The sequence below is a fragment of the Pontibacillus salicampi genome (assembly GCF_042434395.1).
Taxonomy (GTDB): domain Bacteria; phylum Bacillota; class Bacilli; order Bacillales; family BH030062; genus Pontibacillus; species Pontibacillus salicampi.
The window spans coordinates 20,541-34,274 of sequence record NZ_JBHLTP010000011.1; the positions used below are offsets into that span (position 1 = coordinate 20,541).

General features: G+C 39.2%; 12 protein-coding genes and 1 riboswitch. Of the genes, 4 read left to right on the top strand and 8 right to left on the bottom strand.

Features of this window, described 5'->3' with window-relative positions; genetic code table 11:
• Positions 1 to 34: 34 nt before the first annotated feature.
• A complete protein-coding gene (thiT, locus tag ACFFGV_RS12270; RefSeq protein ID WP_377348248.1) occupies positions 35 to 625 on the bottom strand; it encodes an energy-coupled thiamine transporter ThiT in 591 nt (196 codons plus the stop codon).
• A gap of 144 nt (positions 626 to 769) precedes the next feature.
• Positions 770 to 870, bottom strand: a riboswitch (TPP riboswitch).
• Positions 871 to 1,376: 506 nt separating this feature from the next.
• Here thiT and ACFFGV_RS12275 point away from each other — a divergent pair.
• Positions 1,377 to 2,564 (top strand): MFS transporter, encoded by a 1,188-nt coding sequence (locus tag ACFFGV_RS12275; RefSeq protein ID WP_377348250.1) that lies wholly within the window; start codon positions 1,377 to 1,379, stop codon positions 2,562 to 2,564.
• Positions 2,565 to 2,626: 62 nt separating this feature from the next.
• Here ACFFGV_RS12275 and ACFFGV_RS12280 read toward each other — a convergent pair whose 3' ends face one another.
• Entirely contained in the window at positions 2,627 to 4,264 is a 1,638-nt protein-coding gene (locus tag ACFFGV_RS12280; RefSeq protein WP_377348252.1) for a M4 family metallopeptidase, read from the bottom strand.
• A gap of 343 nt (positions 4,265 to 4,607) precedes the next feature.
• Here ACFFGV_RS12280 and ACFFGV_RS12285 point away from each other — a divergent pair, with 343 nt between their 5' ends.
• Positions 4,608 to 5,090, top strand: coding sequence for a peroxidase-related enzyme (locus ACFFGV_RS12285; protein WP_377348254.1), 483 nt, complete (start codon positions 4,608 to 4,610; stop codon positions 5,088 to 5,090).
• Positions 5,091 to 5,104: 14 nt separating this feature from the next.
• Here ACFFGV_RS12285 and ACFFGV_RS12290 read toward each other — a convergent pair whose 3' ends face one another.
• The 5 genes from ACFFGV_RS12290 to ACFFGV_RS12310 all read right to left on the bottom strand — a co-directional run bounded on the left by ACFFGV_RS12290 (position 5,105) and on the right by ACFFGV_RS12310 (position 10,602).
• Positions 5,105 to 6,031, bottom strand: a complete 927-nt coding sequence (locus tag ACFFGV_RS12290; protein WP_377348256.1) for an aminoglycoside phosphotransferase family protein — start codon at positions 6,029 to 6,031, stop codon at positions 5,105 to 5,107.
• Between the two features lie 7 nt (positions 6,032 to 6,038).
• On the bottom strand, positions 6,039 to 6,635 hold the full coding sequence (locus ACFFGV_RS12295; RefSeq protein ID WP_377348258.1) for a VOC family protein: 597 nt from the start codon (positions 6,633 to 6,635) through the stop codon (positions 6,039 to 6,041).
• Between the two features lie 56 nt (positions 6,636 to 6,691).
• Complete coding sequence (locus ACFFGV_RS12300; RefSeq protein ID WP_377348260.1) at positions 6,692 to 7,606, bottom strand: ketopantoate reductase family protein; 915 nt, start codon at positions 7,604 to 7,606, stop codon at positions 6,692 to 6,694.
• A 971-nt stretch (positions 7,607 to 8,577) separates the two neighbouring features.
• Complete coding sequence (locus tag ACFFGV_RS12305) at positions 8,578 to 9,858, bottom strand: helix-turn-helix domain-containing protein (protein ID WP_377348262.1); 1,281 nt, start codon at positions 9,856 to 9,858, stop codon at positions 8,578 to 8,580.
• A gap of 318 nt (positions 9,859 to 10,176) precedes the next feature.
• Positions 10,177 to 10,602, bottom strand: coding sequence for a YkvA family protein (locus ACFFGV_RS12310; RefSeq protein ID WP_377349301.1), 426 nt, complete (start codon positions 10,600 to 10,602; stop codon positions 10,177 to 10,179).
• 414 nt (positions 10,603 to 11,016) lie between these two features.
• Between ACFFGV_RS12310 and ACFFGV_RS12315 the strand changes: the two genes are divergently transcribed.
• Complete coding sequence (locus ACFFGV_RS12315; RefSeq protein ID WP_377348264.1) at positions 11,017 to 11,364, top strand: YflT domain-containing protein; 348 nt, start codon at positions 11,017 to 11,019, stop codon at positions 11,362 to 11,364.
• 50 nt (positions 11,365 to 11,414) lie between these two features.
• Here the strand turns inward: ACFFGV_RS12315 and ACFFGV_RS12320 are convergent, their stop codons facing one another.
• Positions 11,415 to 12,134: a MerR family transcriptional regulator gene (locus ACFFGV_RS12320; protein WP_377348266.1), complete on the bottom strand. Its 720-nt coding sequence runs from the start codon at positions 12,132 to 12,134 to the stop codon at positions 11,415 to 11,417.
• 243 nt (positions 12,135 to 12,377) lie between these two features.
• On the opposite strand from ACFFGV_RS12320, the gene ACFFGV_RS12325 reads away from it, so the two are divergent.
• A complete protein-coding gene (locus ACFFGV_RS12325; RefSeq protein ID WP_377348269.1) occupies positions 12,378 to 13,673 on the top strand; it encodes a Na+/H+ antiporter NhaC family protein in 1,296 nt (431 codons plus the stop codon).
• Positions 13,674 to 13,734: the final 61 nt, after the last annotated feature.

Here is a 13,734-nt window from a genome sequence, read left to right on the forward strand (position 1 = left end):
GCTGAGCCTCTTTTTATTAGTATATACCTACAATTTATACAGAGTTTAAAGCCTGTTTGTTTCCAAAATATATAAGGCGAGGTTGCTTATATATGACAAAACTCAAAATAAGAGAGCTGATTATAAAGGAAGGTGTCATATACCCAAGATTGTACGTCAGAGAGTATAGCCAAACAGGCACCCCTTCTGGTGCATAGGAGGCAAAAAAGACAATTCCGCCAATATAATGGCTGAAGAATCGCAGGATACTGCCTAATAAGGCCCCACTTGTTACATACGCCGTAATTTTTGCCGCGTTGCCCTCCTTCATGGAGTCCTGGACGTTCTTAGCAAAAATACCTGCTAAACCAACCACGGTAAACGCTAGTGGGTAGTCCATGATATATTGGACCGGGTGCACGATAAACGGCTGAATAAGTGAATTGATCAAGCCAATGAGCAAGCCTGTTAAGAGTCCACCTTTCAGACCCCACCGAAATGCCATAAAAAAGATTGGCACCATGGCAAATGAAATGGACCCTCCCTGAACCCAAAGTGGAACCGATAGATAAGGCAGGCTAAGAACAGCACCAATAGCAGCAAACATCGCTACTTCCACTAGAAATAAAATCCGACGATTTCTCATTTCACATCTCCCCTTTACTATTCTTCAAATATTGTGTGCAGATTAGCTCTGCTATTTCTTTCCTCACAGTTCAAAAGAAAAGAAAACACAAAAAAAGCAATGCAAGGGAGAGCTTTGAGATGGGTATCCTTTGTGCATTGCGTGCCATCACGAAAGCCACATCCCTACGTTAGAATTAACTAACAGGTTCAGAGGGTCAGAACGAATCGTTCACTCTCAGCCATCAGGCTCCCCTTGTGGTTTCTTACGTCTGCTTCTTTTGTAATATCTATTATAAGGAAAGCGTTATAATCTTTCAAGCTATGAAATAAATAGAAAATTCGTAGCAGATGTATCCCATTTCTTATTTGCGAAAATATATCGTCATACAGCCCATAAAAACAGCCTTACTCGCTTTTGTTTTCCTGAAGAGCGTGTTGCCACCCTAAACTGACAGGTATATAGAACTATAATACGAAACATTTTCCTATTCTCTATTTATAGGTACCGTTACTATGTCTTCTTCTTTTGCAAACTGGAGTGATTCAGGTTTTGCTATAATAAGGTTAAGCCTTACTAAGAGTGACGTTACTCTTAACCAGTTTCTTAAGATTTGCTTCCCCTTCGAAACCTTTGTCTTAACGACAAAGGTTTTTTTCTGTGTCCAAAAGTTGTATGACTTTACAAATATACACCTTCTTCTATAATATTGTTTCTTGTTGCATATAGACCACTTACAGACATGTTCTATTGACTGGAAAGGAGAAGGCCTATGAATACCAAACCTTCTATTTGGACCAAAAGCTTTATTAGTATCGCCTGTACAAACTTCTTCTTGTTTCTAACCTTTTACGCTCTGCTAACCACGCTCCCAATATACGTAACGGATACTTTAGGCTGCAGCGAATCAGAAGCCGGTCTAATTGTTACCGTCTTTCTATTAGCCGCTATTCTCACGCGTCCCTTCTCTGGTAAATTGTTAGAAATTGGTGGAAAGAGAAAGATGCTGTTCATTAGTTTAGTCCTATTTACCCTTTGTTCCTTTATATATATATGGACGGACTCTTTTCTGTTATTACTTACCTTACGATTCATTCACGGTATATGGTTTGCTATCGCCACAACTGCAACTGGTGCTATTGCAGCAGATATTATTCCAGCTGAACGCCGTGGGGAGGGACTTGGTTATTTCGCCATGTCTATGAATTTGGCAGTGGTAGCCGGTCCCTTTCTCGCCCTAACTCTCTTAAATTGGTTATCATTTCCCATACTATTTACTATCTTAGCTCTAATCGTCATCGGTTCCGTTGTGTTTGCTTCAATGGTTCAGCCTGTACAAGAACAAAATAAGACTTCCACTAGGAAACTTACACTTGAGGATCTTTTTGAAAAAAAATCTATCCCTGTTGCTCTGACAGGGTTGTTTATCGCTTTTTCCTATTCAAGCATTATCTCATTTATTTCTATTTACGCTAAATCAATAGGACTAATAGAGACCGCCAGCTTGTTCTTTGCTGTTTTTGCAGTGACGATGCTGCTATCAAGGCCCTTTGTTGGTAAATTGTTTGATGCTAGAGGACCAAACGTGGTGATCTACCCTTCTTTATTCCTATATGCTACCGGTTTATATATGCTTAGCATGACGGACAGTTCTACTATGTTATTACTATCAGCAGGAATGATAGGTCTTGGATATGGTAGTCTTGTACCAAGCTTTCAAACCCTAGCTATTCAACAAGCAGACACCCACAGAAGCGGTCATGCAACAGCTACTTTCTTTACTTTTTTTGATACAGGAATCGCATCAGGTTCCTTCATTCTTGGCATGGTTGTTACCTATGTGGGCTACCATCCTCTATATGTTGCAATGTCCCTTTTCGTTATCGTAATCATGTACCTTTACTATCGTCTCGTTTCAACAAGGATTAAAAATCAGAAAAGCCAGTCCCATTCTAGTTAAATAGAAAGGGACTGGCTTTTCTTTGTTCAAATTATAATGGCTTCATTTACCTTGGAATAAAATTAATACACGCCGACATTGTCCCATGCAGAAGCTACTGCATTAGCTGTACTAGAACCATATAGATCCTGAGCAGATTGAATAAGCGATGAACGTGCATCAGAGAAATTACTGTTTGGAGTTAGATACACCGTTAAAGCACGATAGTATATTTTTTCTGCTTTAGATTTACCAATCGAGTTAATAGTATAATAGGCCGCTTTATTTGGAATACCACTATTTATATGAACGCCGCCCCAATCTCCTGCCTCTGTATTCGGCAAGTTGCGGTAATTATCCATATGATCGGGCTGGTTATACAGCGTTGGGTTCGACATACTGCGTAGAGCATCTCCACTTCTTCCAGGAGTATAAACGTCCTCTCCCATCAGCCAGTCCTCACTATCAACAAAATAACCAAACACATCAGAAAATGACTCATTTAATGCCCCAGGCTGATTCTCATATACTAAATCAGCTGATCGATCTGTTACAGCGTGTGTTAATTCGTGAGCTACAATGTCATCTGCACCTGACAGATAGGTAAATGTTGATCCATCTCCATCCCCATATATCATTTGGTTCCCAACCCAGGCAGCATTATTATAATTACTGCCGTAGTGAACAGTAGATACGATATCGGCACCATTTCCATCATAGCTGTTTCGACCGAATGTATTATAGAAATAATCGTACACTTGTCCAGCATAATAGTGCGCATCAACCGCAGCCTTTTGGCGCTCACTATAAAACGTGTTGCCGCTGTCTGTTACATAATAACCAGGAAGACTGAACTGGCCACCATTATTGTTATCATACGTAGCAATGACACCACTCATCGGTTTTGTTGTATCGTAAAGATAGTACGTATTATTATAAGAGTAAGTGTTCAATGTCTTACTATCCCCAAGCACCCCTGTTCCACTTCCAGTAGTTGCTGCTTCGTGTACTTTATTTTGAGCTTTTATAACATTTCCATTCTCTGCGTTAACCCATATTTGCCAGTTCGCAGGGTATGGTTCCGAGAATTGAAGCTCAACGTGATAGGCTAGAGTGTACTTTCCATCTTCATGGAACGCAACCAGATTAGAATGTTCTGTTAAGGATTGGAAATCTTCTCCTTCTAACCCTTTCACTGTAACGTCCGCATCTTTACGATTAGTATCAATATGATTCCAAGCATTACTTAAAGCCTGTTGTTTAGATAGCTGTTTCTTTTGCTTAAGCTTGTCTGGTGCATTTGGATGAAAGTCGCCATTCACTGCTATAAGCTCACCGTTCTTATTCGTATGGATATGAATCTTTGACTCACTTATTGGTATGTTTTGAATGACTGGCTGAAAGATAAAATGGGTCATCCCTAATTCGTCTGTTGAGGATTCTACAAACTCCATTTTCGTATTAGGGTCCATGTTGAATACCTTTTGATTTGCTTTAAAAAATTTCTCCGCATCCTTCTTTGTGTTAATCTTTTCTTTAGCAAGCTTTCCCTTTATAAAGGAAGGTGCTTTTGTTTTCCCAACTTCTTTCCAATTCATTTCGTAATTATTCTCTAGTTTAAAACCTTTGTCGGGCGCCGCCTCTACCATAAGTCCATTACCAACCAGTAAAGTCGTACTCAACGTCACTGCTCCTACCATCGTCTTCCAATTCTTTTTCATCTAATTCCTCTCCTCCTTTAGTATTGCATATATAGCGTAGCAAAATTTAAGAAGGTCTACTTTGGGAAAGAAATTGTCGTTAATAGGACCTAAAATCCACCATCCAAACTCTATATTGAGAAAATAGACGGAAGTACCTATGACTTTCCCAGCCTATTGAACAATTGAAGAACATGGACTATTCCTTATGTTATAGTAGACAGAAAGCATCATTAACACTAAAAAGTTCACAAAATTTTCAAACTTCCACCCTTTACATAGGAAAATCACTATGTAAAACAACGGAAAACCGACCATTTTCACCTGCAAATTGAAACAATGAAGAAAGAAAGGATGACGAGTAATGCCTTGGATTAAACCAAAAAAGCAAAATGATGTAAAAAAGCAGAACGGAGAACCGCTCCCTTTGTTCAATCGCTTAATAGCTAACTCCGAAACTATGTATTCAGCATTTGCACCATTACAAACTGCGATTTCCCATACATTTTTATCCGATTTCGAGAAAGAAGCTATTATAACTTACGTATCAATGAAGAATGGGTGTACCTATTGCACAAAGAGCCATGGCACTTTGTTTTCCCAGTTATCAGGAGAAGAGGATGCAGAATACAAGTTACAGAACTTTGCCTCAATGGATTGGCCAGCATCGTTAAAGTGTATGCTTTATTACGCTGACAAGCTTACAGACCGTCCTGCATCCGTGGAAAAAGAAGATATTGAACAGTTGAGAGCTTTTGGCTATAGCGAAGAACAAATTGTGGAAATTAATCATGTTATCGCCTATACAACTTATACGAACCAAATCTCCATGGGGCTAGGATTATAAAAACAAAAGGCAGCCTATTGGTGGCCGCCTCTTGTTTCTCTCCATAATTGCTGAAACACTCTCATCCCTTTATAAAAAGATTTGTCATAATCCCCGTCTTCTTTACACGTCCACACTGTTGCAAGTACGCTGTGACAGAACCCCCACCCTATTAATCTGTCTTTACGTAGCGAGAGTTGAGTGGTAAAACTATTCATTCTCCTAATTATTATTGATTCTAACGCTGCATCATCTTCAGGTAATTTGTTAAGTATATATTGAATTAAGTCATATTCTCTTTCTCCTATACCACCTTTTGGATCAATAGCGCACCATCCTAGTTTATTGGAAAATAAAATATTGTAAGGATGAAAATCACCATGAAGCACCCAAAGGTCTGCACTTGTTTTACAAAGTAAAGTAAATGTTTCTTTGGCCCCTTCAAGCGTCTGGTAATCTATTGGACCAATACCATTAGGATGCTTATGGACAATATCTCTCAACTCGTCTTCTCGTGTATTAGTTGGATTTACGTGCATTGATACTGGCACCGGTATCCAGAGCTGCTTTCCTACTTCCGATGCAATAAAACAACCCTTTTCATCATCTTCAATAGTGGCGAGTGCCTCTCCAGGAATAATTTTTTCTAACAACATCGCACCAAGCTCTCGATGATAATCTAAGAGGGAGGCCATACTTCCTTCTTGAAGCAGGGTAATAGCTTCTAATTCTTGAAGGTATTGCTCATTTGGAATAGAAAGCTTCAATACCGCTTCTCGGTTTTGTTCTTTCCATACAACTGGAGCTACATAATTAACTGATAAAGAATAAGGATCTCCTACAACTATGTTCCAATGCTCTTCGCATTGCTTGATTATCTGAGGCAAACGACTTAACCAATTTTCCCCTTCCTCTCCAAAATAGTGCTGGACATTATATCGTAACTTCTCCGGAATATACATACGTTTATCACCGTTCTACACCAAGAAGATTAACACCATTCGGATCTAGAATGACATTGGGACAGACAGTGGAAAACCTCACTTCTTCCACCCGAAAATCATCGCCAGCCTGAATGGTTAAAGGAGTCATTTTCTCTCCCAGGATCTTGATGAGAATGTCCACATTATTTCCAACTACATTCATACCCTCTATCGAAACACCGTTCACATCATCAATTGCATCCATATTAGTTTGTAATTCCACTTTCCATTTACATGGTGAATACAAAAAGGTTCTACGCTCCCCCTCTTCTACATTCCAATTCTGTTGGGTAGCTTGCTGGCAAATTTGATGATACTCTTCATCTCCTAAAAGAAAGCCTATATGATCAAAACGTATCCGCTTTCCATAGCCAAACGTAATATTTATTGCCCCTTTTTTCAATTCAATAATACGAAATACAATCTTTCGATTTCTAAAGTCGTTCCAATCTAATGGAGGAGAAAATGTTTGGAATTCTCCATTTTCCTTGCCTATACGTTGAGTTACTCTAAATCCTAATTTCCTATAGAAGAGCTCCGTTTCTTCTAAATAAGGCGTCCAATAATGATAGTGAAATAGCATTACCTTTTCCCCCCCTATATAGAAAGAGCTTGCTGTTTCAGCAAGCCTCTCTCCAACTATTTATTTTCGTAAGGCTTTATTAATGCATAGAGAGTGTGGATGTACGGTAAAGTAACTCCTGCTTGTTCCGCCAGCCTTAACGCTCCACCATGAAGGTGTTCCACTTCTAGCTTCAACCCTTTACGCTTATCCTGATGCATGGAGGAGGTAGCTTCATCCGGCAAAGATTCAAATTTAGCCAAGCCTGCTTCTACATGTTCATCCGTTAAAGCTATATCATACGTATTAGCAAGCTCCTTCATTTCACGTAACACGTGCTTAGCAGCCTCTAGCGTTTGGGATTCTTTCCTTATCGTACCGATGGAAAAATCTCCAGCTGTCGTCATGCCACTAAAAGCTGTGATAAACATGTATTTCTGCCATAAGTCCTGAAGAATGTGCTCACTCTGTCTTCCATTCATATTTGCAACATTGCACAGCTCGTCCAATTGTTTACAAAGTTGCGTTTGAGAAGCATGCAGAGCACCAAAATGAACTTCATGTAGATCGCTCGTATGTATAACATGTCCTCTTTCATCTAATGTAGCGATAATGTAAGAAAGTCCACCTACTACATGCTCTTCTCCTAGTTCATGCTGGAGCGTGAAGATGTGCTCTATACCATTTAATACAGGTAATACCTTCGCTCCTTTTTCTACAAGGCGCTTCAGGGTCGGAAGAACTCCATCAAGATGGTAGCCTTTTACCCCCAGCAGAACCAAATCTGTATGCTCTATCTCCTCAGCATTCTCAACAACCTTCGGATTTTCAACTGTATAATCCCCTTGGACACTATGAAGATGTAACCCGTTTGTTCTAATTTGATCAGCACGTCGGGATCGTACTAGATATTGTACATCCGCTCCTGCAGCCTGCCATCTGGCTCCAAAGTACACACCTAATGCACCAGCGCCAAGTATTGTTATATTCATTTCCCAACCACCTCATTTCCACCTTAGTGTATCAGAATAAGATCTCAACATGAAACCGTTTGCTTTTTTACTTCATAAAGGATGAAACAGTTTTTACAACCTTATGTGTGGAAATTATTCCTGAATAGCGCCCATATGTGGAAGACTTGAAGTCGAGATATTATTGGTCTGTTGCTGAAAGGCGAGCTGATTGATGTGAAATAGCCCCGCTTTCCTGCGGCCTCACGCGACGTGTGGGTCGTTCACCGTTGCAACAGGATGTAGCGCTTTTAGGTGAACTTCCTTACTTGCGGCTGAGCCTCCTCAGACAGCAAAAGACGCTTTCTGCGGGGACTAGGCTCATCCATTTTTCAGACCACACCTTTGCCGTATTGAGAGAAACGGACTTCTCAACTTTCTTGATTCCATGATGCTTTTTTGTCCATATATCAACCATATATCGGAGAAGATGCTTCTATATTAATGTTTAGATGTTATTTACTCTTTATTCCGTTACTTCCCCTTTTCATTCTGAGCCTATTTGAGTGGTTCTCCAAGCTAGAGAAAGAAAGTTCCTTTTAGCGTTGATTGGGCTGGAATCACGGAGACTCCCACGGAAAAACGAATGAGCAGAGACCCCGGAAGGCGGCGATCTTTGCCGACTGAGGAGGCTCAGCCGTTCGTCCGTAGGAAAGCGGAGTGATTCCAGCCCAATCAACTGTTCTTTCTATACTCCTTTCAAATTATCCCAAATCCGAGTCTTCCACTATCTCCCCATTATGTGGATTACCGTATGCTTGTACAGTAGTTCCACCGAAAAAAAAGTTGTGACAGCTTGTGTCACAACTTTTCTTTCATTACTGGACGTCTTTAGATGTGATTTCAGGAAGCTCATCCATTGCGATTGAAGTAGAACCGGTTACAGCACCTACAGCCAATAGACCAAGGACAAATGCAGTTAGGATAAATTTTTTCATTCTTCATTCTCTCCCTTACGTTTTTGATAATTGTTTATATGAATCATTTGCTAATGAAAGGTAATAGCAAGCATCCTTATACTTCTTGCTTGCTTGTAAACATTGGGACAACAATTCAGCATAGATTGCCAGGTAATGTCGATCATCAATTCCCTCAAAATACGGAATGACACTTTCTCGCAAATAATGCTCAAGACTGATTGTATCCCCTTCGACTCTCATCTTATATACTTGAAAGAAGTAGTGGAACAATTGATAATCAGGCTTACCCTCTACCATCATAATCCCACGATCAATCCATTCCATAAGCCTAGCCTTTTCGTCAAAAGCAAATAACGCTTCGACCATGGAGGCAATGGTAGTGAGTTTTCCCTTAATATTATGATTCTCTTTGAACACGAGACTTTTTTCATAATGCTGAATTGCCTCTTCATTTCGACCCATAGCTGAATACATTTCCCCTAAATTCTGATAGGCTACTCCTTTTAAAGATGGCTCTTGTAAATGATTTGCTGCCTTAATGGCCAGATGAAAGGCTTCCTCAGCTTGATCAAATTGATGAATTCGTTTGTAACAAATACCTAATAAAATCTGACAATCAGCACTTCTATGAAAATCAAAATTAATGGAATATAAGTCTAAAGCAAGTCTTGAATAATGAATAGAAAGAGTAATATTTAATAGTCGTAACTCATTAATAGCAATTCCAAAATAGATATCAGATTTCTCGAAATCACTCATAGGACTCCGATTTAAGATAGTCATTGCCTTGGAGAATTGCTCTTGAGCAACACGATATTGATTCGACATATGATGATAAATACCCGTGAATTTGTATAAGTAATATTGATGCTTTTCCTCAAACATTTCCTTCATCCGGTTAACCTTCTCAATGAGAATTGGCACTTCATTCAGATGGCGCATCAATAACTGATAGCGGATTTCAAATAACTGAAATAATGCAAGTATTCCTGGACTGGAATGCTGTTCCATGGATTGTTTAAACTGAAGGTATTGCTCTGTTGCCTGATCACTTCTCCGTTGAATAATCATGTGATACCATTCATGAAGCTCTTGTTCCACGTGATCTTCATCCATTCCAACCTCTTCCACCTCATAATCAATATTTAAACGATTATAAAGAAGTCGGACAATCTCTTCACTAGATTTAGTCAATCCATTCTCAATTTTACTAAGGTAGGAAAGCGAGCAAATACCATCCGCTGTTTCCTCAAGGGTTCGATTCTGATTCAGTCGATGAAATTTTATTTTCTTGCCAACATCTGTTTTTACCATGAGTCGCTTCACTCTTTCTCTAGAATCCCTCCCTTAGTAATCCCATTATATGCTATATTAGCTATTTTCACCTTAAAATCCTGCTTTATAATTTTGGGAAAACCGGGAGCAAAAATGGCTATTTATCTACCATTTTCATCTTCTATTTGCGAAAATATTCTGTGATAGAATCCTTCTGAATTAATCATATCTTACATAATAAAACTTTAGTTCGCAATATTCTGATAATTAATCCTCCTTTTGTATCATTACTTTTTCCAAATTTGACAAAAAACGAGGACACTTCTGCCTAGAAGCGTCCTGTTTTCCATTTATTAGTTAGGCTTCATTCGTTTCTTTAGACTCATGCTTCTGTACTACTTGTAGTTTCTCATCTAATAAAGCTGTGTCAACGTCTTCCCCAAACCAAAGCCTCAACGTTTGTTTCGCTTGTTCTTTTATATTGTCATCAACATACATAGCAACTTGAAATAATGCAGCACCTAATGCACTTAAATCATCCGTAAACCCAATTCCAGCAGCCATGTCAGGGATTAAATCTAGTGGTAAAATAAAATATCCTAATGCACCTATTATGGTTGTCTTTGCTTTTACAGGGAGATCATCTTTCTGTAATGTATAGTATAGCAGGAGTCCTGCATAAACAACTACCTGCCCTGCCTTTTTTGCCATACGTCCGACCTTAAGCCAAAACCTATTAGGAGAGAAATATTTACCCTTCTCATGTGTGTCCATGCCTTCCATAGTAGGTAAACTCGCCTCATTATCCCTCACAGGAAAACCTCCTCTATTCATGATCAAGATACAATCGCTATTGTAACACATCCGTTTGTACAAAAGGTTCTGTTATCAACCAATGTAGGTCATGTAACCCGATATATGGCTGATACATTTGCATATTATTAAGGGATTACCAATAAATACTACTGGTCCATTTCTCTCTCAATACGGCAAAGGAATGGGATGATGCGAGATAAAATGGTGAAGTTTACCCTACCATTATCGAGGAGGCTTAGCCCGATGTAAGGAGGGTCGGCTAATACTGCCTATCAAATAATTAACGGACCAACTCCTATTAAAATAGATGCCTATTAGAATGTTTTACTATATTCGTATCGGGAATATTGTCCATGAATGAAGATAAAGGAGGAATTTTCAATGAAACCATTTGTAAGAGAATACACGAATGATGAGAAGCTCCAAAACGATGTACAGAAACTTTCCAATAATGGAGTTAACAAGAATAACATTTATGTCATGAGTCACGATGATGACCGCACAGAACGTGTTGCAGATAATGCTAATGCTAATACAGTGGGCTTGAAAGAAGAAAATTTAAAAGATGCTGTTGGTAACTTATTCAATAAACAAGGCGACGAATTGCGAAATAAAATGCAAGATTTAGGCTTGTCCGAATCGGAGTCTGAAACATATGAGGAACGTCTTGATGAAGGAAAAATCCTTCTTTTAGTTACGGAAAACACCAACATCGAAAACATTATTTAAAGATAACTAGCTTCCCCTCATCTTAACGGAGCAATCAGTAGATTGCTCCGTTATTTGTGCGTTTCTTCTTCATATATAGAGAATATCTCCTCAATATAATGAATTATTTCGTTAGGAAGAGGATATAAACCTGCCTGTGAAGAGTGTTCAGGTGATTTTCGAACCTCCCAAAATGCAACAGCTTGCTCCTTGCTTCCGTTGAACATTTCCTCTGTAAGAATAGCTATGTCACTTGCTAGAATTTGTGCTCTCTTAGATGTAGGAGACACTCCTTCCTCGAGACACATCTCTATTCGTTTTACTACATTAATCCACTTTTGTGTATAGGAATGATCCTCCTCCATTTTAGGAAGTGCTTGTTTGACGTTTGAGTCTATAGCAGAATTATGTTCGGTTGGATCTGACCTCATTAGTGGTATTAGCTGATCGTAACGAAGCTTGCCTTCAACCTGTAAACTATTCCATATGGTTGTCGTATGCTGAAGTGACGTTTGAATATGTTCCTTCGTTTTTTGGAGCATCTCTCTGTGTATAGATAGCACCTCTTCAACGGAGGTGGCGGTCAGCATATTCTCGATATCCTTCAGGGAGAATGCTGCTTTTTTTAATAGTATAATTTTTTCTAGCTCTAGCATGTCCTTTTCTGTATATAGCCTTTTACCACTTTCTTCTCTATACGGTGTGACAAGACCAATCTGATCATAATATCGTAGCGTGCGAACAGACAAACCTAATTTATTTGCAACTTCACCGGAAGTGAATAAAGCCATAATTAAAGTTCCTCCTCTCATCAACAAAAAAATTGAACCCTTACTTTGATACTTTTGGACACATGTTTATTGTACGACATCATCCATAAAGTCGCCAAAAACAGGAAGGAAATGACGTACCATTTGATGACGAGATCGTTCACGTTGACATTCCCCCCCTTTCAATTTAAAGTGTAATAGGTTCACATTCATTGCATTTATTGAAATATACGAATAACTTCATACGACACAAGGAGGACAAGCATGAATACAACGAAAGGTAATCCTCTCGCCTTATTACCATTTGCAGTCTTTTTAGCGACATTCTTGCTAGCGGGTATAGTAACAGGAGATTTCTATAAAATTTCCATGCTCATCCCTGCAATACTTGCCGCTGTGGTCGCTCTCTTATTGAATAGACAAGAAACTTTTTCTAATAAAGTAGAACAATTCTCCAAGGGCGCTGGACATCCAGATATTATGATAATGGTATTGATTTTCTTGCTTGCAGGAGCATTCTCTTCTGTTGCAAGCAGCATCGGTGCGGTAGATGCAACGGTTAATTTTGCTCTGACGTACTTGCCGCAAAACATGATTATTGTCGGAATCTTTATTATCGGTTGCTTTATTTCCCTTTCCATGGGCACATCTGTGGGAACGATTTCAGCACTTGCACCCATTGCAGTAGGAATTAGTGCGGAAACAGAGCTTTCTGCAGCTATTTCAGTGGCAGCTGTAGTAAGTGGCGCTATGTTTGGGGATAATTTGTCTATTATTTCCGATACCACTATAGCAGCAGTTCGAACACAAAAAACTAAAATGAAAGATAAGTTCAAAACAAATTTCTTTATTGTTCTTCCTGCAGCAATTGTAACGCTTGTTCTACTCTTCTTTATTACTCTTGGGAACACATCTGGTGTCACCGCAGAGTCCTTTGATTGGTTGAAGATTGTTCCATATATTGGTGTCCTGGCAGGAGCACTTGCTGGATTAAATGTTTTGGCTGTTCTGTTTGCTGGTATCCTTCTTGCTGGTTTTATTGGCTTCCTATCATCTGATTACTCTGTGATTATGTTTATGGAAAATATAACCTCTGGAATAACCGGCATGGCTGAGCTGATACTCTTAACTATTATCATTGGTGGTATAGTTGCCATGATTCAGTATAATGGAGGCATAGACTACATTCTAAACTTGTTAACTAGGCGTGTTCGTACTAAAAAAGGCGCTGAAACAAGTATTGCTGGGTTAGTGGCGACTACCAACTTAGCAACAGCTAATAATACAATTGCCATTATTACGACAGGGCAGCTCGCAAAAAAAATTGCTGATGATTTTCATATAGATCCTCGTAAGTCCTCCAGTATCTTGGATATATTTTCGTGTACTGTACAAGGACTCATTCCTTATGGAGCACAGCTCTTAACCGCTGCACAATTTGGTGAAATTTCTCCGTTGTCCATTTTACCTTATTCCTTCTATCCGATCCTAATAGCTATTATGGGCTTTGTGGCAATCGGTACAGGATTTCCTAGGTTTAAGCGTCCATCTGTAACCTAAGAATAATTTGGTCAGACAATACGGGAGCAAACAAAAAGCTAGCCATTGCGGCTAGCTTTTT